Below are 26321 nucleotides of genomic sequence, written 5' to 3'. Positions count from 1 at the left end.
CACGGAGAAGAAAGAATGAATGGTGTCACATTCTTTCTATATTTTTTGGGTGGAAATGGCTAAAAAATATTGAGGTTTCCAGCGATTTTGAATAGAGAGTGAAAGGGAGATAAAAGGCAGCTTGCCCTATATCATTTTGTGGTTTCATATTCTAGCATAAAGAAGAATCCAACAAATGGTTGGAAAATATGATAAAGAAAGGAAGTTGAACATGAAAAAATTACTGACTGCCGGTATTATTGGACTGTTGACTGTCTCCATTGCGTCCCCGTCTTTTGCCGCTGAGAAAAAAGCCGACACGAATGTAGCTGTCCTGTTTGATGGAAGCGGAAGTATGGTTCAAAAAACAGGAGGAGAACGAAAAATAGACATTGCCAAAAAATCTGTAAAGTCTTTTGCCGAGCTGCTTCCTGAGGATACAAATCTGATGCTTCGCGTCTTTGGACATGCGGGAAACAATAAACTTTCCGGAAAGGCTCTTTCATGCAGCACAACAGAAACGATTTACGGCCTCCATCCATATGAAGGAACGCTCTTTGACCATTCATTAAGCGGCATCAAACCGACCGGCTGGACGCCAATTGCCAAAGCGCTTTCTGATACAAGAAAAGAATTTGAAGCGTTTGATGCAGACGGGAAAAACGTGGTGTATTTAATCACTGACGGTGAAGAAACATGCGGCGGAAATCCTGCTGATGAAATTGAAAAGCTTCGTGAAGCGAATGTAGATACGATTGTAAATATTATCGGCTTCAACTTTGATGTGAAAGGAAACGCGGAAATGAAACAGGCGGCTGTTGCTGGCGGAGGAGAATATATTTCAGCTGACAGCGCGGAAGAATTTGAGCAGGCCTGGGAAAAAGAAGCACAAAAATTTACTGAGTAACCGAATGAAAAGGCGCTCCCCCAGGCGCCTTTTTCTATTGGTTTAAAAACAGGGCCGGCGGGAATGATACCCGTAAAAGGGGTTGAAAACATGAGATTGTTAGGACTGATATTTCTTATAGCCGCCGTGGCCTTCATATTGCTCGGTGTTTTTCTGAAACTGGCAGCTTTCTTTTTTGTCAGCATGCTCACTTTGATCGCAGCTCTTGTGCTGTTTATGATCCTGAAAAAGAATCAGCATAACCAAACGTAGAGTCCTTTAGAATGGGCTCTTTTTTTTATAACAGGATTCGACAAAATCTGAGGAGTGTGAAAAAATATAAAGGCAGGAACATTGCGGAGGGGAAGAGACATTGAACGATAAAGTAACTGCGGTCAGGGAGATATGGCGTTATGAACAAGGGGAAATGAGCAGGCAAACCGACCGGATGGTGACAGAATATCCGTTGACGGTGATGGTGAACGGCAGTGAGTTTGTCACGCTCGTTTGCACACCGGAGCATATCAAAGAGCTCGTCATCGGATTTCTCGCATCTGAGGGTGTTATTCGATTTCAAAAAGAGATTAAAAGGTTTACAATAGATGAAAGTCTCGGTTTTGTGTATGTCGATCTCATTCATCCTGAGACATTGGATCAACAGGAATATACAAAACGGGTAATCGGCTCGTGCTGCGGAAAGGGCCGCCATTTTTATTTTCAGCAGGATGTCAAAACCGCCAAGACGGCTGTCAGCCAAATGAAGATTTCGCCTGAATCTTGTCTGGCGCTCATGAAAGACATGCAAAAAGGGAGCGGGACATTTCAGGAGACGGGAGGCGTGCATAATGCGGCGCTTTGCGATACGGAGAAAGTGCTTTTGATGCGAACAGATATCGGCCGTCACAACGCGCTTGATAAATTATACGGACATTGTCTGCTGAATGGGATGTCCGTCCGCGATAAACTGATTGTCTTCAGCGGAAGAATCTCATCAGAAGTGCTGTTAAAAGCGGCAAAAATCGGCGTGTCGATTGTGATTTCAAAATCGGCCCCGACAGAGCTTGCGATTCAAATGGCAGAAGAATTAAATATTACAGCGATCGGTTTTGTGAGAGACGGATCTTTTAATGTGTATACACATCCCGAGAGAATTGAGGGACAGGAGGGGCTGCAGCAATGAATACAGAATCTCGCCAGATGTTAGATAAAAGGAACAGACCGCTCAGAGATCTTCGCATTTCTGTTACAGACCGCTGCAACTTCCGATGCACGTACTGTATGCCAGCCGAGTTATTCGGCCCGGATTATCCTTTTTTAAAGAAAGAGGAGCTGCTTTCATTTGAGGAATTGGAACGGCTTGCGACGCTGTTTGTCACCAGGTTCGGAGTGGAGAAAATCCGCTTGACCGGCGGAGAGCCGCTCATGAGAAAGGACATGCCCGAATTAATCAAAAAACTGGCCCGCATTCCGGGTCTCCGTGATATTGCGATGACCACAAACGGGTCGCTGCTGCCTGTTTATGCCGAGAAGCTCAAAGAAGCCGGCTTGAAACGGGTGACCATCAGCCTTGATTCATTAGAGGACGAACGCTTTAAAATGATCAACGGGCGAGGGGTTTCTGTCAGCAAGGTGCTTGAAGGCATTGAAGCGGCGAAACAAGCAGGGCTCGGCGTTAAAATCAACATGGTCGTCCAAAGGGGCGTCAATGAAAAAGATATCCTGCCTATGGCGCGCTATTTTAAAGAAAAAGGGCATATCTTGAGATTCATCGAATTTATGGACGTCGGCAACACCAACCAATGGGAAAAGAAAGACGTCATGACAAAGGCGGAAATCATTGATGTAATCAATGAACACATGCCTGTTGAGCCGATCGCGCCTAATTATAAAGGGGAAGTTGCTTCAAGGTTTCGCTACTTGGACGGATCTGGCGAAATCGGCGTAATTTCTTCTGTATCTGATGCGTTCTGCGGCTCGTGTAACAGGGCCCGCCTGTCTGCGCGCGGTGAGTTGTTTACTTGCCTGTTTGCTTCAAGCGGATATGACCTCAGAGCGCCGGTTCGGCAGGGATTAAGTGACGGCGAGCTGACAGCGATGATCGGCACAGTGTGGAAGAATCGGATAGACCAATATTCAGTTGACCGGACTCTTTCAAAAACAGCGGGCAAAAAGAAAGTGGAAATGTCTTATATTGGCGGTTAATATGATAAAAGCTTATCGGCTAAGTCCGGTAAGCTTTTTTGTGTCAAAAACTGTAATGCGCCAAAAAGTGCAGAAAATCCAATCAGAAACCGAAAAATATAAGGATAGGCAAAAAGAAGGAATCACTGGAAGAAATTTTAATTCCAAAGCCATACAATATGATAAAATATAACCACTAGTTCATAGAAAGGGTTGGAGAGGCATGGCCGCTTACGAGATCCCGTCATCTCAAGTAGGAGTAAAAATCAATCAGTGGTATAAGCACATTTTAGCATTTCAAGTGGCTGATGCCGTTCAGCTGAAGGAAGAGATTGATCATGATATAGAACATATGGAAGAGGATCAGCTGCTTCTGTTGTACTATCAGCTGATCAGCTACCGTCATCAAATTATGCTTGATTATGTAAAGCCCGACCTGCACGAGGAATCTCAGCTCCAATATCGTGAATTGATCGAGAGGCTGGAAAGCAGCAAGGACAGCATCTCGGGATTATCTGAGTATTATTTTCATTTGTTCAGAGGGATGTATGAATTTGAACAGAACAATTACATCTCAGCCATATCTTTCTATCGGAAAGCTGAGAAAATGCTTGCGTTTGTAGAGGATGATATTGAAAGAGCGGAATTTCATTTTAAAGTAGCGGAAGTATTTTATATTATGAAGCAGACCCACTTTTCCATGAATCATGCGATACAGGCGCTTGAGACCTACAAGGCTCATGATTTTTACAGGGTCAGAAGAATTCAATGCCATTTTGTCATATCAGGAAACTATATAGACTACAGAAATTATGAAAAAGCGCTCGAGCATCTCGATGACGCTTATCGTTTGGCTTTACTGGAAGGACAGCCCCGCTTGATCGGATCAGCCCTCTACAACATGGGGAACTGTTATGATGAAAAAGGAGAACTGGACCAGGCGGCTGCGTACTTTGAAAAAGCGCTTCCTGTCTTTGAAGAACACCAGCTGGAGCAGCTCCCGAAAGCGCTGTTCAGCTTAACGCGTGTACTCTTCAAAAAACAGGCAGAACAGGCGGCTATGCATTATTATGAAAAAGGGATTGCCATCGCCCGAAAACGAAACGACAGCTTCAGTCTGGAAAAATATAAATTTCTGCAGGCTCTATATGTGGAATCCGTTAATATGGATATGATTCAAGAGGTATTTGATTATATGGAAGCCAAGTCCCTGTATGTGTATATTGAGGAATTTGCTCTGGATGCGGCTGCATATTCCAGCCTTCATGAAAACTATAAAGATGCGGTGTTTTTCTATGAAAAAGCGGTCAGCATGAGAGCGCTGATTCTGAAGGAAGACTGTTTATATCAAGTGTAAGACGAAACCATCTGATGCCGGATGGTTTTTTTTATACAAAAAAAGGGGAGCATCGGGACGTTTATTTCCGTGGAGAACAGGAAAAATCGCTACATACTGTTTTTGAACACAAACGAATGGAAAGCCGCGATTTTGTGAAACAGAGAAATGGCGGAGTGCATATGTGTTGTTGTTTATGACAAGCGTGAGGGGGAATTCAATGTTTGGATTTGATGATATGGTGAAGTTTCTATGGTCTTTCCTCATCGTTCTGCCGCTTGTATCTATTATACATGTTGCCGGGCACAGCTTTATGGCTTTTGTTTTTGGCGGGAAGGGTTCATTGGATATCGGAATGGGCAAAAAACTGTTCAAGATCGGGCCGATACAGGTCAGAACCATTTATTTTATGGATTCGTTTTGCCGGTACGGTGAGCTGAAGATCGACAACCGATTCTCACACGCACTCGTTTATGCGGGAGGCTGCCTGTTTAACTTAATAACCATTTTCGCAGTGAATTTGCTCATTATACACAGTGTATTGGAGCCAAATGTGTTTTTCTATCAGTTTGTCTACTTTTCTACGTATTATGTGTTTTTTGCCCTGCTGCCGGTCCGTTACTCAGAAAATAAATCATCTGACGGGCTGGCGCTCTACAAGGTGCTCCGTTACGGAGAGCGTTATGAAATCGATAAATAATATTCAAATGTTTACCGCTGCTCAGATCGGGAAGGTAACAAGTACACACTTAAATGAAGGGAGAGAATGATACATGGGTAACGATAGTGTAAAAGATAAAATGAAAGGCGGCTTAAATAAAGCCAAGGGAGAAGTGAAGGATAAAGTTGGAGATATGACCGACAAAACGGACATGCAGGCTGAAGGCAAAAAAGATAAGGCAAAAGGCGAGGTCCAAAAGGGTATCGGTGAAGCGAAGGATAAATTCACAGATAAAGATTAATCAGATCGGCAAGGCAAGAAACATTGTTTCTTGCCTTTTTTTATGTGAATAAATATGACAAAAAAGACAATCGATTTGGTTAAAGTATCTAAATTTTTTAAATATTCTTTAAAGTAATGCCTCTGTTCTATATAATAAATGACATAAGTTGTTAACTTTTATGACATCAGTTGACTCAATCAGACAAAGGAGGTTCTGAATGAAAAGCAAAGGGGTTAGAAAACAGGCTGTCTTTCTGATGTTTCTTATCATGATTCTGATCACGGGATGTACGGCGCCGAAGAAAGTGTCGGAAGCCAGCGGAGATGCGAAAAAAACAGTTGAAATTGACACAAGCGGGGATTCAGTGAAGGTTGGGATTCTTCACTCATTAAGCGGGACAATGGCAATCAGCGAGGTATCCGTCCATGATGCAGAGCTGCTGGCTATTCATGAAATCAACCAAAAAGGCGGCGTTCTCGGCAAAAAGCTTGAACCTGTCGTGGAGGACGGGGCATCTGACTGGCCTACCTATGCCGAAAAAATGAGAAAGCTGCTTCAGCAGGACAAAGCGGCGGCTGTATTCGGAGGGTGGACATCAGCGAGCCGCAAGGCGATGCTTCCGGTTGTGGAGCAAAATAACGGGCTGCTGTTCTATCCGGTGCAATACGAAGGCATGGAGTCATCGCCTCATATTTTTTATACCGGAGCAACGACAAATCAGCAAATCGTGCCGGCTGTCGATTGGCTGCTGAAGAATAAAGGCAAGACATTCTTTCTGATCGGCTCGGATTATGTGTTCCCGAGAACAGCCAATAAAATCATTAAATCACAAGTGAAAGCTGCTGGGGGAGAAGTTGCCGGTGAAGAGTATACGCCGCTCGGCCACACGAATTACAGTACGCTGGTCAGCAAAATCAAAGAAAAGCAGCCGGATGTGATTTTTAACACATTAAACGGCGACAGCAATGTGGCATTTTTCAAACAGCTGAAAGATGCGGGCGTGACAGCTGATGATATTCCTGTCATGTCGGCGAGTGTCGCAGAGGAAGAAATTCGGGGGATCGGGACAGATGTGCTAAAAGGGCATTTTGCGGTGTGGAATTACTTCCAAACAACAAATACAGCAGAAAATCATACATTCGTGAAGAATTACAAAAAGCAGAACGGAGATAAGAGGGTGACCAGTAATCCGATTGAAGCCGGCTATAATGCGGTGTATCTCTGGGCGGCAGCCGTTGAAAAAGCCAAGTCCTTTGATATCGATAAAGTGAAGAAAGCGGCTGACGGGATTGCATTCGAGGCCCCGGGCGGCACAGTGAAAATCGATGGGGATACACAGCATCTTTACAAAACAGTTAGAATCGGGCAAATCACGGGGGATGGACAGTTTAAAGAAGTATGGAACTCAGGTGATCCGGTAAAACCTGATCCGTATTTAAAAACGTACGACTGGGCAAAGGGGTTATCTAAATAAATGAAAGCCGTTTGCGGGAGAGGAGGCGGAACATGTCTGTCGTCGTGACTCAATTATTTAACGGGATCAGTCTCGGTTCTATTTTGATTCTCATTGCGATTGGATTGGCCGTTACATTCGGTTTGATGAACATTATGAATATGGCGCACGGTGAGCTGATGATGGCGGGAGCCTACACGACATATGTCATTCAGCAGCTGTTTTTAAGCTATTTGCCGGCTTCTCTCTTTTCCTATTACTTTTTTATTGCGGTCATCATGTCGTTTACAGTTGCGGCACTGCTTGGCATTGTCATTGAAAAAGTGATTGTCAGGCGATTATATGACCGTCCGCTCGACAGCCTTTTGGCAACATGGGGGGTAAGCTTGATCCTTCAGCAGGCGGCCAGATCGATTTTTGGCGCGCCGAATGTCGCTGTTCAGTCTCCTGAGTGGCTGTCGGGAGGAGTGACGCTATTTTCGGTCACCTTTCCATATAAAAGGCTGTTTATTTTGGCGCTTGTTCTTTTTACGCTTGCGCTGCTGGGATTCTATTTGTTTAAAACTCCGGCGGGGCGGAGGATGCAGGCTGTTACGCTGAACCGGAGTATGGCATCCTGTCTTGGTGTATCTGTGAGAAAAACAGATACATTGGCTTTTGCGCTCGGAAGCGGGCTGGCTGGTATTGCGGGGAGCTCACTCACATTGCTTGGGTCAATCGGGCCTACTCTCGGTTCGTCTTATCTGGTCGATGCTTTTATGATCGTCATTTTAGGCGGGATCGGAAAATTAAAAGGAACGATTATCGGGGCTGTGATGGTGGGATTACTCAGTACATTTGTAGAGTATTCGACAAGCGCCACTATAGCCAAGGTTGTGGTGTTTGCGTTTATTATTCTCTTTCTGCAATGGCGGCCTTCGGGTCTCACAAGCGTCAGAACGAGATTACTTGATTAGGGGGGTGCCGGATGAAGCGGTTTTCGCAATTCAGTCCGTATGTTGTGATGTTTGCCCTTTTTATCGCCGCTCCGTTCTTTCTTCAGGAGTTTCGATTGGGGCTGTTGGCGAAGTTTTTATGCTTTGCGATTGTGGCGGTCGGCATTTGCCTGATTTGGGGATATACAGGCATTTTGAGCTTGGGGCACGGCGTCTTTTTCGGATTGGGCGCCTACTGCATGGCGATGTATTTAAAAATAGAAGCCTCACCGTCCGGCATTCCTGATTTTATGGAGTGGGCGGGTGTCAGCGAACTGCCGTGGATCTGGGCTTTGTTCAGGCACCCTTTCGCTGCAATTGCGGCGGCTGTCGCTGTGCCTGTGCTACTGGCGTTTCTGCTCGGCTATTTTACGTTTCGCAACAATATAAAGGGAGTTTATTTCTCTTTGATATCACAGGCTGTCGTCGTTGTGGTGGTCACACTGTTCATCGGCAGCCAGGAAATCACCGGCGGCACCAATGGACTTACCAGCTTCTATACGATTTTTCAATATTCTCTGGCTGATCCTGCCTTGAAGCAGATCCTGTATTTTGCCACAGTCTTTTTTCTCGGCCTTACTGTTGTGTTCGCTTTGTTTCTTACGAGAAGCCGCTTTGGCCGGCTTTTGCAGGCGGTTCGCGACGGAGAGAACAGGGTGCGTTTTTTCGGTTATCATTCCACCGTTTTTAAAGTGTTTATTTACTGTGTGTCCGCTGCGATGGCGGGAATTGCCGGGATGCTGTTTGTGCTTCAGGACGGGATGATCTCGCCGGAAATGATGGGCATCATCCCTTCAGTGGAAATGGTGCTGTGGGTGGCGATCGGCGGCAGGCACTCCATTTTCGGAGCTGTGCTGGGCGCGCTGTTAACGAACGGCATGAAAAGCTATTTAAGCGAATATTATCCTGACATTTGGCTGTATTTCCTCGGTGCGCTGTTTATGATCGTCGTGCTTTATCTGCCAAGAGGGATTGTCGGACTGTTTGAAAAGCTTGGAACCCAGCTTTCCTTCTCTAAAAAGAAAGGAGCGGCTGCATATGAAACCGATACTTATTTGCCGTGACGTGAAGGTTCAGTTTGACGGGTTTTGGGCGCTGCAGGGGGCAGATATCAGTGTACAGGAACGTGATATTCACTTTTTGATTGGGCCGAATGGCGCCGGGAAAACAACCATGCTGGATATCATTTGCGGGAAAACAAAGCCGCATTCGGGCGAGATTGTGTTTCAGGAAACGGCTGAACTGACAAAGGTTCCGGAATATCAGATCGCGAAAATGGGCGTCGCCAGAAAGTTTCAGGCTCCGAGTGTCTTTTCGCAGCTGACCGTGTTTGAAAATATAGAACTTGCCATGAAGCAGAAAAAAACGATTCTCTCTCTGCTGATGGCGCGTATGACAAGAGAGCAGCGTGACAGGGTGACAAACATCCTGAAGCTGATCGGGTTAGAAGAGAAGCGGGATGCAGAAGCCGGCAGCCTGTCACACGGGCAGAAACAATGGCTCGAAATCGGCATGCAGCTCGCCATGGAGCCGAAGCTTTTGCTGCTGGATGAACCGATCGCCGGTATGACGGGAAAAGAGCGTGATAAAACCGGGGCTCTCCTTGAGGAGATTGCCAAAACGTGTTCCGTTTTAATTGTGGAGCACGATATGGAGTTTGTCCGCTCGTTTTCCAGAAAAGTCACGGTGATGCATGAAGGGAGAGTGCTTTGTGAAGGATCGATGGATGAGATTACAAGCAATGAAGAGGTGGCAGCGGTGTATTTAGGAAGGAGCGGAGCGTCATGATAGCAGTCAGTAATGTGACATCCGGTTATGATCAATCCATGGTTTTGCATAACCTCAGCATGGAGGTCCGCCCCGGGCAGATCGTCGCTGTATTAGGCCGAAACGGAGTCGGCAAATCCACTTTGCTGAAAACGATCATCGGCCTGATCCCGGCCAAACAGGGACAGATCCGTTTTCATCAAACGTTTGTTCAAAACGAAAAGACGGAAAAACGGGCAAGAGCTGGAATTGCGTACGTGCCCCAAGGGAGAGACATCTTCCCCGCTTTAACCGTTCGCGACAATCTTTTGCTCGGAGAAGAACCGCTTCCTAAGAAGGAGCGGAGAGGGCGGATCAAGGAAGAGATTTTTCAGTGGTTTCCTATTTTGAAGGACATGCTCGACCGGAAAGGCGGCGATTTAAGCGGAGGACAGCAGCAGCAGCTTGCGATTGCCAGAGCGCTGATGGGAAATCCAAAAATTATTTTACTTGATGAACCAATGGAAGGAATTCAGCCCTCAATCGTGGAATTGATTCAAAAAGTCATCTTAGAAATTTCCAGAAAAGAAGAGACTGCAATTGTTTTGGTGGAACACAGCTTAGAGAACGCCTTAACGTGCGCTGATTATCTTTACGTCATGGACAGGGGAACGGTCGTCGCTCACGGAAAGGCTGACGAAGAGACGGCTCGCTGTTTTGAAAGGCATCTCACCGTATGATCAGCATCCTGAGAAAGGGAGGTGATGGCCCGCCTGCATCGTTCCGGAGATTCATGTAACGCAATCCGCTTTATGAATGACGATAATAAGGAGGACCTAAGATGAAACTGACACCAGTTGAACAAGAGAAATTGCTCATTTTTGCAGCGGGAGAATTAGCCAAACAGCGAAAGGCGCGCGGCGTTCTGCTGAACTATCCCGAGGCTGCCGCTTATCTCACCTGTTTTATCATGGAAGGCGCGCGTGACGGAAAGGGAGTGGCGGAGCTGATGGAAGCCGGCCGCCATGTATTGACTGAAAAAGATGTCATGGAGGGCGTGCCTGAGATGCTGGACAGCATTCAGGTGGAAGCTACATTCCCTGACGGAGTGAAGCTTGTCACAGTACACCAGCCGATTTCTGCGGAGGTGAAGTCATGAAGCCGGGAGCATTTCAGATTGCTGAGGGGACCATTACGATTAACGAAGGCCGCCAGATACGGGAGATAGCGGTGAAAAACACCGGATCACGTTCCATTCAGGTCGGTTCACATTTTCATTTTGCGGAAGCCAATGGTGCGCTATCGTTTGACCGCGAACAAGCCATCGGCATGCGTATCGACATTCCGTCAGGCACATCGGTCCGTTTTGAGCCAGGTGAGGAGAAAACGGTCACGCTTGTTGAATTCAGTGGACGAAAAACAGTAAGAGGACTGAACGGAATGGCCGATACGTATATCGATGAACGCGGGAAAGAAAAAACGTTAGCCAACTTAAAGAAAGCCGGCTGGATGGAGGGTGTGATTCGATGAAAATGTCACGGGAGCAATACGCGGAGCTGTTTGGTCCGACAACGGGCGATAAAATCAGATTGGGCGATACGGACTTATGGATCGAAGTCGAAAAGGACTTCACTGTTTATGGTGAAGAAATGATCTTTGGAGGCGGAAAAACGATCCGTGACGGCATGGGCCAAAACGGCAGCATCACAGGAAAAGACGGCGCTTTGGATTTGGTGATCACCAACGTCGTGTTATTGGATTACACAGGCATTGTTAAAGCGGATGTCGGTGTAAAGGATGGCCGGATCGTGGGTGTCGGAAAAAGCGGCAACCCCGATATCATGGATGGAGTCGATCCGCATATGGTCATCGGTGCGGGTACAGAGGTGATTTCCGGTGAAGGCAAAATTTTAACGGCTGGAGGAGTGGATACGCACATTCACTTTATTTGTCCTCAGCAGATGGAAGTTGCGCTTTCTTCAGGAGTGACGACTCTTCTTGGAGGCGGAACGGGACCTGCTACAGGAAGCAAAGCGACAACATGTACGTCAGGTGCATGGTATATGGCAAGGATGCTGGAAGCGGCCGAGGAATTCCCGATCAATGTCGGCTTCTTAGGAAAAGGGAATGCATCCGATAAAGCGCCGCTGATCGAACAGGTGGAAGCCGGCGCCATCGGCCTGAAGCTTCATGAAGACTGGGGCACGACGCCAAGCGCTATCAAAACGTGTATGGAAGTTGTGGATGAAGCCGATATTCAAGTCGCAATCCATACGGATACGATCAATGAAGCGGGCTTCCTGGAAAACACGCTTGACGCAATCGGAGACCGGGTGATTCATACATATCACATTGAAGGAGCAGGCGGGGGCCACGCTCCGGATATTATGAAGCTCGCCTCCTACGCGAACATTCTGCCGTCATCCACAACGCCGACAATCCCTTACACCGTCAATACGATGGATGAGCACCTTGACATGATGATGGTCTGTCACCATTTAGATGCGAAGGTGCCCGAGGACGTGGCGTTCAGCCATTCCAGAATCAGGGCTGCGACGATTGCGGCAGAGGACATTCTCCATGATATCGGAGCGATCAGCATGACATCATCGGATTCCCAAGCAATGGGGCGGGTTGGCGAAGTCATTATCCGCACTTGGCAGGTGGCTGACAAAATGAAAAAACAGCGCGGCGCTCTCATTGGAGAAAACGGAAACGATAACGTACGTGCGAAACGCTACATTGCCAAATATACGATTAATCCGGCAATTACTCACGGCCTCAGCCATGAAGTCGGTTCTGTAGAAAAAGGAAAGCTCGCTGACCTTGTCCTGTGGGATCCTGTATTTTTCGGCGTGAAACCGGAATTGGTCTTAAAGGGCGGCATGATAGCACGCGCGCAAATGGGGGATCCAAACGCGTCTATCCCGACTCCGGAACCGGTGTTCATGCGTCAAATGTATGCTTCCTATGGTAAAGCCAACCGCTCAACTTCCGTCACGTTTATGTCCCAGGCGGGCATTGAAAGCGGTGTGGCGGAAAGGTTAGGGCTGGAAAAAAGAATTTCTCCTGTGAAAAACATCCGCAAGCTGAGCAAGCTGGATATGAAATTAAACGCTGCTTTGCCGAAGATTGAAGTCGATCCGAAAACGTATCAGGTCTTTGCAGACGGAGAAGAATTGTCCTGCCAGCCTGTCGATTATGTTCCGCTGGGACAGCGATATTTCTTATTCTGACAAGACACGGCCGGAGTGCATCCGGCCGTTTTATTGACTAAACGGATGCACAAGAAGCGCAAATTTAGTGTATATTATATGTTGACAAACGAATTAAATGTAACTATTATAGTTACAACGGTGGTGAAAAAAACATGATTAACAGCCGTCTTGCTGTCGCCATTCATATTTTATCTCTCATTTCGATGGATGAAAAAGCGTCTTCGGAAATCATCGCTGACAGTGTCAACACCAACCCGGTTGTTGTAAGAAGGATGATCAGCCTGCTGAAAAAGGGCGATATTCTCACATCACGCGCCGGGGTGCCGGGCGCGAGCCTCAAAAAAGATCCGGCTGATATTTCTCTTTTAGAAGTATATCGGGCTGTTCAAAACCAAGAGGAACTATTTGCGGTTCATGAAAACCCGAACCCGAAGTGTCCGGTAGGCAAAAAAATTCAGTGCGCGCTGGATGAGACATTTGAAAGTGTGCAAAAAGCGATGGAAAATGAGCTGGCAAGCAAGTCATTAAAAGATGTAATGAATCATCTCTTTTGATCAAAAGGGATGACTTCTCACCACTAACATGTAACTAAAATTGTTACAAATAAGGAGGAAATCAAAAATGAAAATAGGGATTATCGGTGCAAGCGGAAAAGCGGGAAGTCTGATTTTGAAAGAAGCCAAGGAAAGAGGTCACGAGGTAACTGCCATTGTCCGAAATGCATCTAAAGTGCAGGATCAGGATACAGCGATTTTAGAGAAAGATGTTTTTGAACTGACGGCAGAAGATCTCAAGCCTTTCGATGCACTCGTTAACGCTTTTGGAGCTGCGCCTGGCCAGGAACATCTTCATGTTGAAGCAGGCAGAACATTAATCAGCCTGCTAAAGAATGCAAAACATACAAGATTGTTTGTCGTCGGCGGAGCGGGAAGCCTGTTTGTTGATGAAGCCAAAACAACACGTTTAATGGATACACCGGAATTCCCGAAAGAATATCTTCCGACTGCATCAAATCAAGGAGAGAACCTGAAAGACCTGCAAAAGGCAGACTCTATTTCCTGGACGTTCCTCAGCCCGGCGGCGTTTTTTGATCCGGCAGGAAAGCGGACGGGATCTTACCAAAAAGGAAAAGACAATGTGATCGTAAACGCAAAAGGCGACAGTTATATCAGCTATGCCGATTATGCGATTGCTGTTTTGGATGAGCTTGAACATCCGTCACACAAAAATGAACGCTTCACAGTAGTAAGCGAAGCGGAATAACAAGAAAAAACCCGGAGGATGCTCCGGGTTTTTCTAATTAATAAGTGCTGTACGTATCATAATCGCTGAATATGCCGTCGGCAATTCCAAGCATGAGAAAGATGAAGAATGCGATGATCGCCAGAATCGATACAGCGATGCTCACGATTAAATAAATCCCTTGCATCTTTACAAATTTCGCATAGTTCTCCAGCATTAAATCCTCAGATTGCCCGCTATGCTTTTCAGCCATTAAGCCTGCTTCTTTTGCTGACCGCATCAAAAAGATGCCTGCAATGATTTGCAGTACGCCCGGCACTGCGCCGATAAGAAAAAAGAACGCGCCTGAAAGCGCAGTAAAAGCGCCCATAATAATAAATAAGATGCCTGTTGCTTTTCCCCATTTTGAAATACTGATGAGGGTTTTGTTGACCGTTTCCGGATTCATTGACACGGGTCCCCTTTACAAAAAAATACTCACTTTTCTTTTATACACTATTTGTGAGAAGTTTTGTATAAAGAAATAAAAATAGTGAATGGAATTTGCCGCGGTGTGAATGGGGTTTGGCCTGACGATCCGGAGGTGCAAGCCGCTGTTGATAAATTACGTGATCATATTAGTGATTTTTTATTACGGTTGTACGCTATATGGGAAAGGTCACGCGCGTTTTTACGGGGTGCGTGATGATAGATTATGACCATGCTGAAAAACCCCGGCCATAAAGGCCGGGGGGATTGGCACATCTTATAAAATCGGGGACAATAGCCGTGACACGGATTCCTTGATGCGGATCCATAATGACCGCTGCTGATATTCCTCGTAGGTGTATTTTCTGGATACGAGCAAATCTTCTTTAAATGTAGAAACCAGTTTTTTGGCAATATTGATATCATAAATAAATGCATTAACCTCAAAATTCAGCCTGAAGCTTCGGACGTCAATATTCGCTGTACCGACCGATGCAATTTCGTCATCCACAACAATTGTTTTCGCATGGATAAAGCCATTATCGTATATATAGACGGTGGCTCCGGCTTTTAAAAGATCCCCGATATACGAAAGCGTGGCCCAGTATACAAAAGCATGATCAGGCTTGTTCGGTATCATAATGTTGACATCAATGCCTGACAGGCACGCGATTCTCAATGCATCCAGCAGGCTTGCGTCCGGAATAAAATAAGGTGTTTGTATCAAAATGTTCCGCTTGGCGTTTGAAATCATTTTGATGTAGCCATTTTTAATTTGTTCCCATTCGGAATCGGGCCCGCTCGTAACAATCTGCATCCCGACGTTTCCCTTTGGGCTGCAATCGGGAAAGTGGTTCGGGATATAGGTGAGCGTATGATGATGTGAAGCTTGGTTCCAGTCAAGGATGAATCGTGTCTGAATGGCGTGAACGGCCGTTCCCTGCAATCGAATATGGGTATCGCGCCAATAGCCGAACTTCGGATTGAGGCCAAGATATTCATCCCCGACATTAAACCCTCCGACATAACCGGTTATGCCGTCTATGATAACAAGCTTTCGGTGGTTGCGGTAATTCAGCCGAAGGTTAATCGGCCTGAGCTTTGAAGGGAAAAAGACCTCCACATGCCCGCCGGCCTCACGCAGTTCTTTAAAAAACTTTTTGCGCAGCGTTCTGGACCCGAGCTCATCATACAAAACCCTGACCTGAACACCTTCTTTCGCTTTTTGAATGAGGGCGTCCCGCAATTTTTTTCCTAATTCATCACCTTTGTAAATATAATATTGTAAATGGATATGATCCTTTGCCTTTGATATGTCATGTAAAAGCCGCTGAAACTTATCACGTCCGTCTGTTATGACATCAACTGAATTATCCTCTGTAAAGACAGCGTGATTATTCATGATGAGCATATATATTAAATCCTTATTATCAAAGGTTGCCCGGTTGTTGAACTGAAATTGCCTGTTATCTAATTCTTCAAGCTGATGCTGCAGCAGCTTTTCGATTCCGATTTTCTTTCGATCCTCCCATTGAAACAAATGCTTGCGTCTGAGATTATGACCGAATAATAGGTATAAAATAAAGCCTAAAACGGGAATAAAGAAAAGAACAAGCAGCCAAGCCCATGATGCACTGGCATCGCGCCGTTCTTTGAATATGACAATGATGGCCAAAAGAATATTCAAAATGAAAAAAAGTGACAAAAGGATGGAAGAAATACTCACTTTGTAACCCCGCTAATTCATATTTATCAAGAAGATTGCCATTAGTATTCCATGAATAACAGCAATCTGATTCCCATTACAAATTATAACACTGACTTTTTAAAAGAATAAAGTGTGTTGATCCAGATTCTTCGCGAAAAACACGGGCAGATTTCTTTAAAACCAGCTTGCACCTGCGTTAAAATAAACTCATATGATAACGTTCGTGAAGCCTTGCAAAATCAAATAAAGGGGGAGAATTACATGAACTTTTACAGAATTGAACAAATGCCGGGGTTCATTAAAACAGAAATGCAAAAAATTCAAAAGGCTGTACAGCCTTTAATGAAGAAAACTGTCATCTACCGTTTTCTTGCTGTTCCGCTTGCTGCATTCTCTCTCTTTAATTTGGCTGCTTTCCTTTTTCATGCTTCAGCAGACAGAGAGTCTCTGATCAGCGCCGGACTTTTTGCGCTTCTTGCTGCACTTGGATTAGCATTTTTTAAAGAAGCGGGCTATCAGCATAAACAAATTCAAAAGACCGTTCATATCTATATGCTGAACAGAATCAAAAAGAGCGAAATTCTTTCAGAAGAGCGCAAAAACACGTATACGCGCCAGATCAAGGAAGAACCGTTTGCGATGCGGAGCTTTGTTGAGTTTTTGACTGAAGAAGACAGACGCAAGAAAATGCTGTATTAAAAAAGAGCTGACATGGGTCAGCTCTTTTTATTCAAATACGGGCTCATCTTCATAATAATAGGAATCCGGGTCTTCATACGTATCCATATCCTCAAAAGCGGCGATGCCGACAAATACGAGGAAGAAAATGAGCAAAATGATTCCGATAAGGCCTGCGGCGATACTTGATGCAGCGTAGAATAATTGCATTTTAATAAATTTTCCATAGTTCTCCAGCATGCTTTCACCCGCACTGCCGGTCAGATTTCCGCTCGCCTCTTTTGCTGATTTTGCTGACCGCATCAGAAATACGCCTGAAATAATGAGCAGAACGCCTGGAATAGCGCCTATGACTGTCATTAAAGCCGACAGGGCAGCCAGCGCGCCCATGACAATCAAAAGAATTCCTGTTATTTTGCCCCACTTTGCAATGTCTGAAAGCGATTTGACAGCAGCAGCGCTCAGCTCCCGTTTTTCGCCCTCTGTGCTGTTGTTCTCCTGCTCGATCACGCTGTTTTCCTCGTGGTGATTTTCAATATGGTTTTCATCTTTATCAAGACTAATCATGATAGCTCTCTCCCTAATATTTTTAAGTCATATCGCTTGCCGTCCATTTCGGCAATGCCGGGGAATAACCCCCATTCCTTGAAACCGTGCTTTTCAAACAGCTTCAGGCTAGGCTTATTATGTCCGAAAATGAAGGCCATAAGCGAGCGGATGCCGAGCTCCGGCGCGATGCGGAGCGCTTCCTGAAGCAAATGCGTTCCGGCGCCTTTGCCGCGGCATGATTCATGAATGTATATGCTGATCTCGGCTGTTTTATTATAAGCAGGCCTGCCGTAAAATTTTTCGAAGCTGATCCAGGCAGCCACGTCCCCGTTTTCATCTTCAGCAACATACAGCGGCCGTTCGTCTGTATGTCCCAAAAACCATGCCATCCGGTCTTCCGGAGTTACCGGTTCAGTATCGGCTGTTACCATCCGTGAGGCAATCGTAGAGTTATAAATCGCTACAACCGCTTCTATATCCTTTTTTTCAGCAAGACGTAAAGTTAAGTTCATACGTATTTGGTTCTCCTCTCAAAAAAAATTACATACTTTCTTATCAGCCTGCACAAACTATATCTAAAAAGTTTTTTATATCGATGTATATATTTTCAGAAAAGTGTTCAGAATGTTGCTGAGGTGATGAAACAATGAGAGAGGAAGAAAAGAAAACTTCTCAAGTCAAAAAACTTCAGCAGTTTTTTCGTAAACGCTGGGTGTTCCCTGCAATTTACTTAGTCAGTGCGGCCGTCATTTTAACAGCTGTCCTTTGGTATCAATCTGTATCAAATGATGAGGTAAAGGATCAGTTAGCTGATAACGGCGGAAGCTCCGCGTATGACAACAACGACGATGCAGTTGAAGTAGGAAAGTCTATGGAAAATGTCGCAATGCCGGTTGTTGATTCTGAAAACGTTTCTGTTGTGAAAAAGTTCTATGAAACTGATGCCGCAAAAGAAGAAAAAGAAGCAGCACTCGTTACCTATAATAACACGTACAGCCTAAGCAAAGGAATTGACTTAGCTGAGAAAGACGGAAAAGATTTCGATGTTTCTGCTTCTCTAAGCGGTACGGTTGTGAAAGCTGAAAAAGATCCAGTGCTGGGATATGTTGTGGAAATCGAACATGCTGATGGGTTATCTACTGTGTATCAATCACTTTCTGAAGTAGGTGTTGAGCAAGGCGATAAGGTGAAGCAAAACCAGGTCATCGGAAAGTCTGGCAAGAACCTTTACAGCGAAGAAAGCGGCAACCACGTACACTTTGAAATCCGTAAAGACGGAGTTGCTATGAACCCGCTGAACTTTATGGACAAGCCGGTTTCTTCTATTGAAAAAGCGGCAGCTGCAGAAGAAAAAGCTGCAACTGAGGAAACAGAAGAATCCATTCAGCAATCATCAGAAAAAAAGGATGGTTCGACTGAAAAAGGAACTGACGAAAAATCCGAGGACAAAACGGATGATTCAACTGACAAATCAGGTTCCAAAGAAAGCAGCACAACAGAAGGCACTGAACAGTCCTAATGAAGAAAACGTCTATCGGTGTGATAGGCGTTTTTTTTTTTGTTACTTTTTGTTTATTGTGCCGTCTATGTATTTACATGCACAAGATGCCGCTGGAAAGGAGGCTGTTTTTATGCATCGTCTATTACTCGCAGGCTGGATCTTCTTCATTTTACTCTCTGTCTGTACAGAAAGCTTCAGTGATATGGTGGTGTCGCAGACAGTGGCATTTCACTTTCATCTGCATCCTGATCTAAACCGGTTTTTAGACATGGATTTTACTCAGCTGACTACGCCTGAAGCTGTGATTCAAAAAATCGGGCACGCGTTTTCTTTTTTCGTGCTGACATATTTGCTCTGGAAGCAATGGAGCCGTATAAAATGGGCCTCGGCCGGAGCATTCGTGTTTGCCGTTTTTACGGAAATCATTCAGCTTTTCTTCAGCAGAAACGGCTGTATCCGGGATGTGCTCATTGACAGTGTTGGGATTGCCCTGTTTCTTGGATTATTTGTTATCGCAAAGCGGAAAAAACATGAGGTGTATGAAAAATATTAAAGCCGGCGCTCTGCATTCAGAGGCCGGCTTTTTGCTTAGAAATTTTGATCGGTTGGTTTTTTCGTAATCTTGTTGATAATCGCTTCATAGATTCGAACGATGAAATCAACGAACGGGCGAAGAAGATCTGAAAATCTAAAGAACAGGAACCCGATAATGATCGCGACAACAAGGCTGCCCAACACATCTACCGGATAGTGATGTCCTACCCAAATTCGTGAAAAACCGGTCAAAAGCCCGAAGATGACGAGCGGCCAGCCGATTTTGCGGTTTCTGAAAAGCATTGCGATCGAAATGGCTAGCGCTCCCGTTGTGTGGTCACTCGGAAAAGAAGCATCCGCATCGTGCGGGATCAGTGTATGAACCGTGTGAGCGACGAAAGGGCGCGGTTCAACATAAACTTGTGTAATCAAGTAATTGATCACAAGACCCGCAATTCCCGTAATTCCTGCGTAAAGCACGTTCTTTCTGCTTTGTGTGTTCCCGAACAGCCACATCACCAATAAGATAAGCGCATAGGCAACGATCGCGTATTCCGTTATGAAAACCATAATGGAATCGAGAACAGAATTGTGATGAGATAATCCATGGATAGCTTTAAATATTTCGTAATTCAAATAATCACCTTTTACATTTTTATATTAAGTAGACTCATCTTACTCAGAAAAAGTTTCAAATAAAAATAGATTGTCTGAAATCATGGCGCTTGAAGAGGATTCGAATGGTGATCACGGTTTCTGGGGGTTTTTTCTCCGCGCGAAAAAAGAGATCCGGAGTGTCCGAATCTCTTAACGATATTACAGCGCTTCAGGCCCTTCTTCGCCGGTGCGGATATTAATTGTATTGCCGATTTCATAGACAAAGATTTTACCGTCACCCGGTGATCCCGTTTTCAGAACCCTCTTGGCGGTCTCAGTTACTTGATCAACAGGAACCTTGCTGACCACAATTTCGATTTTTAAACGTTCATATACATTGCTTTCGATTTTTACCCCTCGATAAAGCTCCGTATGTGCTTTTTGAAGCCCGCAGCCGTGAACATTGGAGAAGGTCAGAGAGGTGACTCCGATTTTTCCGAGTTCCTGCTTCAGCTTTTCAAAATTTGCCGGACGCGTTACAATTTCTACCTTGAACATTTGACCGCTCATAACGTCACTCCTCACATAGAATCTTGATATGCTTTTTCCCCGTGCATTGTTAAGTCAAGCCCAAGGGATTCTTCTTCTTCGGTTGCGCGAAGGGGAAGGAAGAGGCCTACTATTTTAATAATAACGAAAGTGACAATAAATACAAAAACATAAGTGGCAGCGATCGCTACGATTTGTTTCCATATTAAACTTGCATCCCCGTAGAATAAACCGTCTGCACCAGCGGAGTTGACTGAAGTTGTTGCGAACAATCCCGTCGCGATGCCGCCCCATGTGCCGCCGATGCCGTGCAGGCCAAAGGCGTCAAGCGCGTCATCATACCCGAATTTCTGTTTAAGCGAGAAGACCCCCCAGAAACAAACCGCTCCGCCGATGATGCCAATGATAATAGAAGAAAACGGTGTGACAAACCCGGCCGCCGGCGTGATGGCCACAAGCCCTGCGATTGCTCCTGATACCGCGCCGAGCATCGTCGGTTTTTTGTTGATGATCCATTCAACCAATATCCAGCCGGCAATCCCCGCTGCAGCTGCCGTGTTTGTATTAATAAAGGCGTACATGGCCACATCGTTTAATGTCAGGGCGCTGCCGACGTTAAAACCGAACCAGCCGAACCAAATCAGGGCGCCTCCCAAGAAGGTGTAAATGAGGTTATGCGGAGAAGACGCTGTGCCGTCTTTCCGTTTGCCGAGCACAATAGCCAGAACAAGGCCAGCCACCCCGGAGGAAATATGAACAACGTTTCCGCCCGCGAAATCAAGTGCGCCAAGCTGGCCGATCCAGCCGCCGCCCCATACCCAGTGAGCAACCGGTGTGTAAACCAATGAAGCCCATAAAACCGAGAATAAAAGAAAAGCGCCGAATCGCATCCGTTCTGCGAAAGCCCCGGAAATGATGGCGGTTGTCAGAACCGCGAACGTCATTTGAAACATCATAAATAATGAATGGGGAATCGTGTCGCTGTAATCACCCGGATCAAATCCGACCCCTTTCAGACCGGCCCACTCCAGTCCGCCAATGATTGAATTGCCTGGTGCGAAGGCAAGTGTATATCCGAACAGCACCCAAACGATGGAAACGATGGCAATGGAAGAGAAACTGTGCATTGCTGTACTCAGCACATTTTTGCTTTTTACCATTCCTCCATAAAATAACGCTAACCCCGGGGTCATCAGCCACACGAGTAAAGCGCAAAAGAACATAAATACTGTATCGCCCATTTGCATGTCTCATTCCTCCGTATCTTTCAGAATAAAAGCAATTATTATATTTCTTCATTATAGAGAAAAAAGAATGATAAAACATTTTCATGTGAGATTTCCTGACATGTTTTTTTAGTGTGTGTTATCGATGCGGGCGAAGAAAGAAAAAACGCTATTTGCCATACAAGACTTTATGTCTATAAAATAATTCTGTTTTTATGAGAAAAAAGGGAATTGACAATAAATAGAATTATGTATAGTGTATTAAGTGTACTAGTTAATATAATACACTAAGGAGGATGCGATATGAATAAAGGCAGCAGGCTGCTGAGAGCGTTAAGAAAGTCCATTCCGGCGACATTCCGGTTGTTTTTGGCCTTTAATTTTGTTGTGTACGGCCTGGCGAAAGTGGTCATAGGGCAGTTTGGGGGAGTAACACCTGAAATTGCAGCTGCGGTGGGAAAGGGAAAGGGATTTACAATTGCGTGGACATTTTTTGGTTATTCTCATGTCTATGAAGTATTTATAGGCTTTGGAGAAATCATTGCTGCAGTTTTGCTGTTGATTCCAAGAACATCTGCGTTAGGCGCCGTTGTATTTATGCCGATTATTGTGAACATCGTCATGATTAACTATTGTTTTGATATTGGCGTGCAGGATCTCAGTACGATATTAATGATCATGTGTTTGATTCTGCTTTGGATTGACCGCCGCAAATTTATGGGCATGTTTAATCAGCAGCCGATTAACGGCAGGCAGGTGACGAAGCTATGACAACTTTTATGATTACAGTGCTTGCCGGTATGTTTGTATGCACCACCTTTTATTTTTATATAAAAGAAAAATCGTGAGTTAAGCGATTCTCCTGAGAATTTCACAAGCGTCTTGCAAGAATTCATGTGAAGTGAAGAGTAAAATATGGAATGCGAGAAACACTAACAGCATCAGGAGGAAACGCAAATGAACACACTTAACATTGATTTTCAAAACACAGCATTGGTTATCATTGATCTGCAAAAAGGAATCGTGCCAATAGATAAAAGCGGACAGGTTGTCCCGAATGCGAAAAAGCTTGTTGATGAATTCCGGAAACATAACGGCTTTATCAGCTTTGTGAATGTAGCCTTCCATGACGGAGCGGATGCGCTAAAGCCGGAAACGGATGAACAGGCGCAGGGAGGTTCAGGTGAAATGCCGGCGGATTGGGCGGAATTTGTTCCGGAAATCGGTGTGCAGGACGGAGATTACACAGTGACCAAACGCCAGTGGGGCGCATTTTTTGGCACGGACTTAGATTTGCAGCTGAGACGCCGCGGCATTGATACCATTGTACTGTGCGGCATTGCCACAAATATCGGAGTGGAAAGTACGGCTCGCGAGGCCTTTCAGCTTGGCTATCAGCAGATTTTTATTACTGACGCGATGTCCACGTTCAGTGAGGAAGAGCATGAAGCCACACTGCGTTTTATTTTTCCGAGAATCGGTAAATCGCGGACAACAGAAGAATTTTTATCACAAGTGAAATGAAAATATCAAAAAAGAGCCGTGCTGTCTTTTTAACGGCGGTAGCTTCAGGAACGATGCTGAATCCGTTGAACTCGTCTATGATTTCTCTGGCGCTCCACAGCATCCAGCATGAGTTTCACCTGTCATTTACAACGGTTTCCTGGCTGATCTCCTCGTTCTATTTGGCGAGTGCTGTGGCCCAGCCCGTGACGGGAAAGCTTGGCGATTTGATTGGGCGCAAAAGTTTGTTTTTATTCGGGCTTATTCTTGTGGCGGTTTCTGCCATCGGGGCGCCGTTTGCGCCAACCTTTATGACATTATTGGTCATGCGGCTGTTTCAATCGGTGGGGAGCAGTGCGATTTATCCGTCGGGAGTCGGGCTGATACGAAGTCACATACATGAGCGTCAGGCTTCAGCCTTGGCGGTGCTGTCTATATTTGCGTCTGCAATGACGGCGCTGGGGCCGACAGTTGGCGGCTTTTTGATTGTGTGGGGCGGCTGGCCGGCGATTTTTATCGTCAATCTGCCGTTTATTATCCTCAGCTTCCTATTGGGGATGTACATGTTCCCGAAGGATCAGAAAAAAGGGGTGGGGATCAGAGCGGTTATCCGGCAGCTTGATGTTCCGGGAATCCTTTTGTTTGCCGGAGGGATTATTTTGCTTTTGTCCTTTTTGCTTTCATTCAGCACATCCCCGCATGCGTCAGAAGGTGTGATTGGTGTCATTCTGCTTGTCGCATTTATCTGGCGTGAGCTGAAAACGGAGAAGCCGTTTATTGATGTCCGTTTGTTTAAAACGCAGCGAAGCCTGTCAGCGGTATACGTTCAGTTTATTTTACTCAATGTATTCTTCTACTGTTTATTTTTCGGCCTGCCGAGTTATTTTCAGGATGAAATGCATCTTTCTGTCCAAACGAGCGGTCTGTTTATGCTGTTCATGTCAGGAATGAGCATCGCTGTATCACCCATTACAGGCAAGTGGATTGACCGATCGGGAGTCATCAAGCCGATTTTGGCGGGGGCGCTTCTGATGACGGCCGGCGCTGTACTCTTAACGGTCTTTTTTATCAGCGTTCCGGTCATCGGGAAAGGCTTGATCCTGTCGCTGCTCGGCATCGGTTACGGACTTGGAAACGTGGCGCTTCAGGCGGCGATGCTGAAAACGAGCCCTTCAGACATGGTGGGAACGACCTCGGGCCTGTTCCAAACGTGCCGTTACCTCGGCTCAATTTTATCCTCTGTGATTCTGGGCCTTCTGTTCGGTAAAGAGATTACAGCGGCTCATTTTGATATCATGGGAATGATCCTTATTGCTGTAGGCGCAGTGAGTCTATTCATGGCTTTGAGATTCACCGCCTTAATGAAAACAAAATCATGAGAAAAGAGACAGATATGCGAGTCTGTCTCTTTTTCTTGTTTAGGATGCTCAAAAATGAATAAAAGGATTGTGTATCATAGCCAATGTATTTGTCTGACTTTTCAGTTATATTACGTAACATATCATGTTAGAAAACAATACATATAACGGAAGATAGACAATATTGAAAGGGGAGCCGGCTATGGAGTTAAAAGAGAGTCAGCAGCAATCAAACAGGCTGAGCAATGAGGATCTGCTGCCTTTAGGGCAGGAAAAACGCACTTGGAAAGCAATGAACTTTGCCTCGATTTGGATGGGGTGCATACATAATATACCGACCTACGCGACAGTGGGCGGATTAATTGCGATCGGGCTTTCACCGTGGCAGGTGATGGCGATCATTATTACGGCCTCGCTTATTTTGTTTGGCGCACTCGCCTTAAACGGGCATGCAGGGACAAAATACGGGCTGCCGTTTCCTGTGATTATCCGGGCTTCATATGGAATTTACGGCGCAAACATTCCGGCGCTTCTGAGGGCTTTTACGGCCATTATGTGGCTTGGCATTCAAACCTTTGCCGGAAGCACGGCGCTGAACATTTTGCTGTTAAATATGTGGCCCGGCTGGGGAGAGATTGGCGGGGAGTGGAATATTCTGGGCATTCACTTGTCTGGTTTCCTCTCTTTCGTATTCTTTTGGGCTGTGCATTTACTCGTATTGCATCACGGCATGGAATCGATTAAGCGTTTCGAGGTATGGGCAGGTCCTTTAGTATATGTGGTGTTTGGCGGCATGGTATGGTGGGCGGTCGATATAGCCGGAGGACTCGGGCCGATCTATTCGCAACCTGGAAAATTTCATACGTTTTCAGAAACATTTTGGCCGTTCGCTGCAGGGGTCACCGGCATTATCGGCATCTGGGCGACGTTAATTTTAAATATACCTGATTTTACACGGTTTGCTGAAACGCAAAAAGAGCAGATTAAAGGCCAGTTTTACGGCTTGCCGGGAACCTTCGCATTATTTGCGTTTGCCAGTATTACGGTGACCTCCGGTTCGCAGGTTGCTTTCGGCGAGCCAATTTGGGACGTGGTTGATATTTTGGCGAGATTTGATAATCCTTATGTCATCGTATTATCTGTGATTACACTCTGTATTGCCACCATATCAGTTAATGTCGCAGCAAACATCGTCTCTCCGGCTTATGATATTGCGAATGCTTTGCCGAAATATATTAATTTTAAACGAGGCAGCTTTATTACAGCCCTGCTCGCTTTATTTACGGTTCCGTGGAAGCTCATGGAGAGCGCAACCAGCGTTTATGCGTTTCTCGCTTTAATCGGCGGCATGCTCGGTCCGGTGGCGGGCGTCATGATGGCTGATTATTTTATTATTCGCAAGCGGGAGCTTTCGGTTGATGACCTTTATTCCGAAACCGGACGGTATGTGTATTGTAAAGGGTATAACTACCGGGCATTCGCAGCCACGCTTTTAGGCGCACTGATCTCATTAATCGGAATGTATGTCCCCGCATTAAAAGGCTTATATGACATCTCATGGTTTGTAGGTGTGCTGACATCATTTCTTGTCTATATTGCTCTGATGCGGATTCACCCGCCGGTATCATCGGCTATTGGAAAGTATGATTCTGGGCAGGTGCGTCGAGCTGAATAAGAACTTATGCATGTGA

Annotated in this window: 31 protein-coding genes; 24 read left to right on the top strand and 7 right to left on the bottom strand. The window is 45.5% G+C overall.

The genetic code is table 11. The features are described from left to right. Positions 1-211: 211 nt before the first annotated feature. The 17 genes from WA325_RS07875 (at position 212) to WA325_RS07795 (ending at position 13980) form a co-directional block, all read left to right on the top strand. Positions 212-886 (top strand): vWA domain-containing protein, encoded by a 675-nt coding sequence (locus tag WA325_RS07875; protein ID WP_105954140.1) that lies wholly within the window; start codon positions 212-214, stop codon positions 884-886. A gap of 90 nt (positions 887-976) precedes the next feature. After that, entirely contained in the window at positions 977-1138 is a 162-nt protein-coding gene (locus WA325_RS07870) for a hypothetical protein (protein ID WP_044159716.1), read from the top strand. 100 nt (positions 1139-1238) lie between these two features. Beyond that, positions 1239-2045: a formate dehydrogenase accessory sulfurtransferase FdhD gene (fdhD, locus tag WA325_RS07865; protein ID WP_044159713.1), complete on the top strand. Its 807-nt coding sequence runs from the start codon at positions 1239-1241 to the stop codon at positions 2043-2045. Further along, positions 2042-3067: a GTP 3',8-cyclase MoaA gene (gene moaA, locus WA325_RS07860; protein ID WP_059292355.1), complete on the top strand. Its 1026-nt coding sequence runs from the start codon at positions 2042-2044 to the stop codon at positions 3065-3067. The genes fdhD and moaA overlap by 4 nt, the downstream gene beginning before the upstream one ends. A gap of 202 nt (positions 3068-3269) precedes the next feature. Next, positions 3270-4403 (top strand): response regulator aspartate phosphatase, encoded by a 1134-nt coding sequence (locus WA325_RS07855; protein ID WP_059353697.1) that lies wholly within the window; start codon positions 3270-3272, stop codon positions 4401-4403. 199 nt (positions 4404-4602) lie between these two features. Beyond that, positions 4603-5082: a hypothetical protein gene (locus WA325_RS07850; RefSeq protein ID WP_024123147.1), complete on the top strand. Its 480-nt coding sequence runs from the start codon at positions 4603-4605 to the stop codon at positions 5080-5082. 73 nt (positions 5083-5155) lie between these two features. After that, complete coding sequence (locus tag WA325_RS07845) at positions 5156-5344, top strand: CsbD family protein (RefSeq protein ID WP_024123146.1); 189 nt, start codon at positions 5156-5158, stop codon at positions 5342-5344. 199 nt (positions 5345-5543) lie between these two features. Further along, positions 5544-6800 (top strand): urea ABC transporter substrate-binding protein, encoded by a 1257-nt coding sequence (gene urtA / locus WA325_RS07840; protein WP_336183427.1) that lies wholly within the window; start codon positions 5544-5546, stop codon positions 6798-6800. 32 nt (positions 6801-6832) lie between these two features. Then, the gene (gene urtB / locus WA325_RS07835) at positions 6833-7735 is read left to right on the top strand and encodes an urea ABC transporter permease subunit UrtB (RefSeq protein ID WP_305934317.1); all 903 of its coding nucleotides are present in this window, start codon (positions 6833-6835) and stop codon (positions 7733-7735) included. A gap of 11 nt (positions 7736-7746) precedes the next feature. Then, on the top strand, positions 7747-8817 hold the full coding sequence (gene urtC, locus WA325_RS07830; protein WP_227598584.1) for an urea ABC transporter permease subunit UrtC: 1071 nt from the start codon (positions 7747-7749) through the stop codon (positions 8815-8817). Next, complete coding sequence (urtD, locus tag WA325_RS07825; RefSeq protein ID WP_336183426.1) at positions 8792-9541, top strand: urea ABC transporter ATP-binding protein UrtD; 750 nt, start codon at positions 8792-8794, stop codon at positions 9539-9541. The genes urtC and urtD overlap by 26 nt, the downstream gene beginning before the upstream one ends. Next, positions 9538-10239, top strand: a complete 702-nt coding sequence (gene urtE / locus WA325_RS07820; RefSeq protein ID WP_336183425.1) for an urea ABC transporter ATP-binding subunit UrtE — start codon at positions 9538-9540, stop codon at positions 10237-10239. Before urtD ends, urtE begins: the two co-directional genes overlap by 4 nt. Before the next feature lie 101 nt (positions 10240-10340). Beyond that, entirely contained in the window at positions 10341-10658 is a 318-nt protein-coding gene (ureA, locus tag WA325_RS07815) for an urease subunit gamma (RefSeq protein ID WP_024123140.1), read from the top strand. Further along, positions 10655-11029: an urease subunit beta gene (gene ureB / locus WA325_RS07810; protein WP_105954093.1), complete on the top strand. Its 375-nt coding sequence runs from the start codon at positions 10655-10657 to the stop codon at positions 11027-11029. The genes ureA and ureB overlap by 4 nt, the downstream gene beginning before the upstream one ends. Continuing rightward, positions 11026-12735, top strand: a complete 1710-nt coding sequence (gene ureC, locus WA325_RS07805) for an urease subunit alpha (RefSeq protein ID WP_105990820.1) — start codon at positions 11026-11028, stop codon at positions 12733-12735. Before ureB ends, ureC begins: the two co-directional genes overlap by 4 nt. A 134-nt stretch (positions 12736-12869) precedes the next feature. Beyond that, on the top strand, positions 12870-13271 hold the full coding sequence (locus tag WA325_RS07800; protein WP_024123137.1) for an Rrf2 family transcriptional regulator: 402 nt from the start codon (positions 12870-12872) through the stop codon (positions 13269-13271). Positions 13272-13338: 67 nt separating this feature from the next. Next, complete coding sequence (locus WA325_RS07795) at positions 13339-13980, top strand: NAD(P)-dependent oxidoreductase (RefSeq protein ID WP_336183424.1); 642 nt, start codon at positions 13339-13341, stop codon at positions 13978-13980. A 37-nt stretch (positions 13981-14017) separates the two neighbouring features. On the opposite strand, the gene WA325_RS07790 is transcribed toward WA325_RS07795, so the two are convergent. Together WA325_RS07790 and cls are read right to left on the bottom strand one after the other, a co-directional pair. Further along, positions 14018-14407 (bottom strand): DUF5362 family protein, encoded by a 390-nt coding sequence (locus WA325_RS07790; RefSeq protein ID WP_105990821.1) that lies wholly within the window; start codon positions 14405-14407, stop codon positions 14018-14020. 297 nt (positions 14408-14704) lie between these two features. Continuing rightward, positions 14705-16153, bottom strand: coding sequence for a cardiolipin synthase (gene cls, locus WA325_RS07785; RefSeq protein WP_202853143.1), 1449 nt, complete (start codon positions 16151-16153; stop codon positions 14705-14707). 243 nt (positions 16154-16396) lie between these two features. Here cls and WA325_RS07780 point away from each other — a divergent pair, with 243 nt between their 5' ends. Then, positions 16397-16834, top strand: coding sequence for a DUF5392 family protein (locus WA325_RS07780; protein WP_024123133.1), 438 nt, complete (start codon positions 16397-16399; stop codon positions 16832-16834). A 27-nt stretch (positions 16835-16861) separates the two neighbouring features. On the opposite strand, the gene WA325_RS07775 is transcribed toward WA325_RS07780, so the two are convergent. Together WA325_RS07775 and WA325_RS07770 are read right to left on the bottom strand one after the other, a co-directional pair. After that, positions 16862-17380 carry a DUF5362 family protein gene (locus WA325_RS07775; RefSeq protein ID WP_105990822.1) on the bottom strand — a complete coding sequence of 173 codons (519 nt, stop codon included), beginning with the start codon at positions 17378-17380 and terminating at the stop codon, positions 16862-16864. Next, on the bottom strand, positions 17377-17874 hold the full coding sequence (locus tag WA325_RS07770; protein WP_336183423.1) for a GNAT family N-acetyltransferase: 498 nt from the start codon (positions 17872-17874) through the stop codon (positions 17377-17379). Before WA325_RS07770 ends, WA325_RS07775 begins: the two co-directional genes overlap by 4 nt. Positions 17875-18008: 134 nt before the next feature. Here WA325_RS07770 and spoIIQ point away from each other — a divergent pair, with 134 nt between their 5' ends. Together spoIIQ and WA325_RS07760 are read left to right on the top strand one after the other, a co-directional pair. Further along, a complete protein-coding gene (spoIIQ, locus tag WA325_RS07765; RefSeq protein ID WP_024123130.1) occupies positions 18009-18881 on the top strand; it encodes a stage II sporulation protein spoIIQ in 873 nt (290 codons plus the stop codon). 112 nt (positions 18882-18993) lie between these two features. Further along, the gene (locus WA325_RS07760; protein ID WP_336183421.1) at positions 18994-19416 is read left to right on the top strand and encodes a VanZ family protein; all 423 of its coding nucleotides are present in this window, start codon (positions 18994-18996) and stop codon (positions 19414-19416) included. Between the two features lie 35 nt (positions 19417-19451). On the opposite strand, the gene bcrC is transcribed toward WA325_RS07760, so the two are convergent. The 3 genes from bcrC to amtB all read right to left on the bottom strand — a co-directional run bounded on the left by bcrC (position 19452) and on the right by amtB (position 21790). Then, a complete protein-coding gene (gene bcrC / locus WA325_RS07755) occupies positions 19452-20033 on the bottom strand; it encodes an undecaprenyl-diphosphate phosphatase BcrC (RefSeq protein WP_105954088.1) in 582 nt (193 codons plus the stop codon). A 180-nt stretch (positions 20034-20213) separates the two neighbouring features. Then, on the bottom strand, positions 20214-20564 hold the full coding sequence (locus WA325_RS07750) for a P-II family nitrogen regulator (RefSeq protein WP_010332189.1): 351 nt from the start codon (positions 20562-20564) through the stop codon (positions 20214-20216). 11 nt (positions 20565-20575) lie between these two features. After that, on the bottom strand, positions 20576-21790 hold the full coding sequence (amtB, locus tag WA325_RS07745; RefSeq protein ID WP_059335124.1) for an ammonium transporter AmtB: 1215 nt from the start codon (positions 21788-21790) through the stop codon (positions 20576-20578). A gap of 282 nt (positions 21791-22072) precedes the next feature. Between amtB and WA325_RS07740 the strand changes: the two genes are divergently transcribed. The 4 genes from WA325_RS07740 to pucI all read left to right on the top strand — a co-directional run bounded on the left by WA325_RS07740 (position 22073) and on the right by pucI (position 26305). After that, positions 22073-22540, top strand: a complete 468-nt coding sequence (locus WA325_RS07740; protein ID WP_105954087.1) for a hypothetical protein — start codon at positions 22073-22075, stop codon at positions 22538-22540. Between the two features lie 186 nt (positions 22541-22726). Beyond that, entirely contained in the window at positions 22727-23293 is a 567-nt protein-coding gene (locus tag WA325_RS07735) for a hydrolase (RefSeq protein WP_044159675.1), read from the top strand. Further along, positions 23290-24651 (top strand): MFS transporter, encoded by a 1362-nt coding sequence (locus tag WA325_RS07730; protein ID WP_336183420.1) that lies wholly within the window; start codon positions 23290-23292, stop codon positions 24649-24651. The genes WA325_RS07735 and WA325_RS07730 overlap by 4 nt, the downstream gene beginning before the upstream one ends. A 181-nt stretch (positions 24652-24832) precedes the next feature. Next, the gene (gene pucI / locus WA325_RS07725; protein ID WP_336183419.1) at positions 24833-26305 is read left to right on the top strand and encodes an allantoin permease; all 1473 of its coding nucleotides are present in this window, start codon (positions 24833-24835) and stop codon (positions 26303-26305) included. Positions 26306-26321: the final 16 nt, after the last annotated feature.

It is taken from the genome of Bacillus sp. 205(2023), from assembly GCF_037027485.1.
Classification (GTDB): Bacteria; Bacillota; Bacilli; order Bacillales; family Bacillaceae; genus Bacillus; species Bacillus halotolerans.
This window is presented reverse-complemented; position numbering and strand designations above follow the sequence as displayed.

Bases quoted from the DNA above. Each gene is read 5' to 3' on its own strand.
- WA325_RS07775 (WP_105990822.1), bottom strand. From the start codon at position 17,380: ATGATTAGTCTTGATAAAGATGAAAACCATATTGAAAATCACCACGAG.
- WA325_RS07800 (WP_024123137.1), top strand. From the start codon at position 12,870: ATGATTAACAGCCGTCTTGCTGTCGCCATTCATATTTTATCTCTCATT.
- WA325_RS07760 (WP_336183421.1), top strand. From the start codon at position 18,994: ATGCATCGTCTATTACTCGCAGGCTGGATCTTCTTCATTTTACTCTCT.
- WA325_RS07845 (WP_024123146.1), top strand. From the start codon at position 5,156: ATGGGTAACGATAGTGTAAAAGATAAAATGAAAGGCGGCTTAAATAAA.
- WA325_RS07790 (WP_105990821.1), bottom strand. From the start codon at position 14,407: ATGAATCCGGAAACGGTCAACAAAACCCTCATCAGTATTTCAAAATGG.
- urtA (WP_336183427.1), top strand. From the start codon at position 5,544: ATGAAAAGCAAAGGGGTTAGAAAACAGGCTGTCTTTCTGATGTTTCTT.
- ureB (WP_105954093.1), top strand. From the start codon at position 10,655: ATGAAGCCGGGAGCATTTCAGATTGCTGAGGGGACCATTACGATTAAC.
- WA325_RS07850 (WP_024123147.1), top strand. From the start codon at position 4,603: ATGTTTGGATTTGATGATATGGTGAAGTTTCTATGGTCTTTCCTCATC.
- WA325_RS07780 (WP_024123133.1), top strand. From the start codon at position 16,397: ATGAACTTTTACAGAATTGAACAAATGCCGGGGTTCATTAAAACAGAA.
- urtC (WP_227598584.1), top strand. From the start codon at position 7,747: ATGAAGCGGTTTTCGCAATTCAGTCCGTATGTTGTGATGTTTGCCCTT.
- WA325_RS07870 (WP_044159716.1), top strand. From the start codon at position 977: ATGAGATTGTTAGGACTGATATTTCTTATAGCCGCCGTGGCCTTCATA.
- WA325_RS07855 (WP_059353697.1), top strand. From the start codon at position 3,270: ATGGCCGCTTACGAGATCCCGTCATCTCAAGTAGGAGTAAAAATCAAT.
- WA325_RS07740 (WP_105954087.1), top strand. From the start codon at position 22,073: ATGAATAAAGGCAGCAGGCTGCTGAGAGCGTTAAGAAAGTCCATTCCG.
- WA325_RS07795 (WP_336183424.1), top strand. From the start codon at position 13,339: ATGAAAATAGGGATTATCGGTGCAAGCGGAAAAGCGGGAAGTCTGATT.
- ureC (WP_105990820.1), top strand. From the start codon at position 11,026: ATGAAAATGTCACGGGAGCAATACGCGGAGCTGTTTGGTCCGACAACG.
- urtD (WP_336183426.1), top strand. From the start codon at position 8,792: ATGAAACCGATACTTATTTGCCGTGACGTGAAGGTTCAGTTTGACGGG.
- spoIIQ (WP_024123130.1), top strand. From the start codon at position 18,009: ATGAGAGAGGAAGAAAAGAAAACTTCTCAAGTCAAAAAACTTCAGCAG.
- pucI (WP_336183419.1), top strand. From the start codon at position 24,833: ATGGAGTTAAAAGAGAGTCAGCAGCAATCAAACAGGCTGAGCAATGAG.
- WA325_RS07750 (WP_010332189.1), bottom strand. From the start codon at position 20,564: ATGAGCGGTCAAATGTTCAAGGTAGAAATTGTAACGCGTCCGGCAAAT.
- WA325_RS07770 (WP_336183423.1), bottom strand. From the start codon at position 17,874: ATGAACTTAACTTTACGTCTTGCTGAAAAAAAGGATATAGAAGCGGTT.
- amtB (WP_059335124.1), bottom strand. From the start codon at position 21,790: ATGCAAATGGGCGATACAGTATTTATGTTCTTTTGCGCTTTACTCGTG.
- ureA (WP_024123140.1), top strand. From the start codon at position 10,341: ATGAAACTGACACCAGTTGAACAAGAGAAATTGCTCATTTTTGCAGCG.
- WA325_RS07735 (WP_044159675.1), top strand. From the start codon at position 22,727: ATGAACACACTTAACATTGATTTTCAAAACACAGCATTGGTTATCATT.
- urtE (WP_336183425.1), top strand. From the start codon at position 9,538: ATGATAGCAGTCAGTAATGTGACATCCGGTTATGATCAATCCATGGTT.
- moaA (WP_059292355.1), top strand. From the start codon at position 2,042: ATGAATACAGAATCTCGCCAGATGTTAGATAAAAGGAACAGACCGCTC.
- urtB (WP_305934317.1), top strand. From the start codon at position 6,833: ATGTCTGTCGTCGTGACTCAATTATTTAACGGGATCAGTCTCGGTTCT.
- WA325_RS07730 (WP_336183420.1), top strand. From the start codon at position 23,290: ATGAAAATATCAAAAAAGAGCCGTGCTGTCTTTTTAACGGCGGTAGCT.
- WA325_RS07875 (WP_105954140.1), top strand. From the start codon at position 212: ATGAAAAAATTACTGACTGCCGGTATTATTGGACTGTTGACTGTCTCC.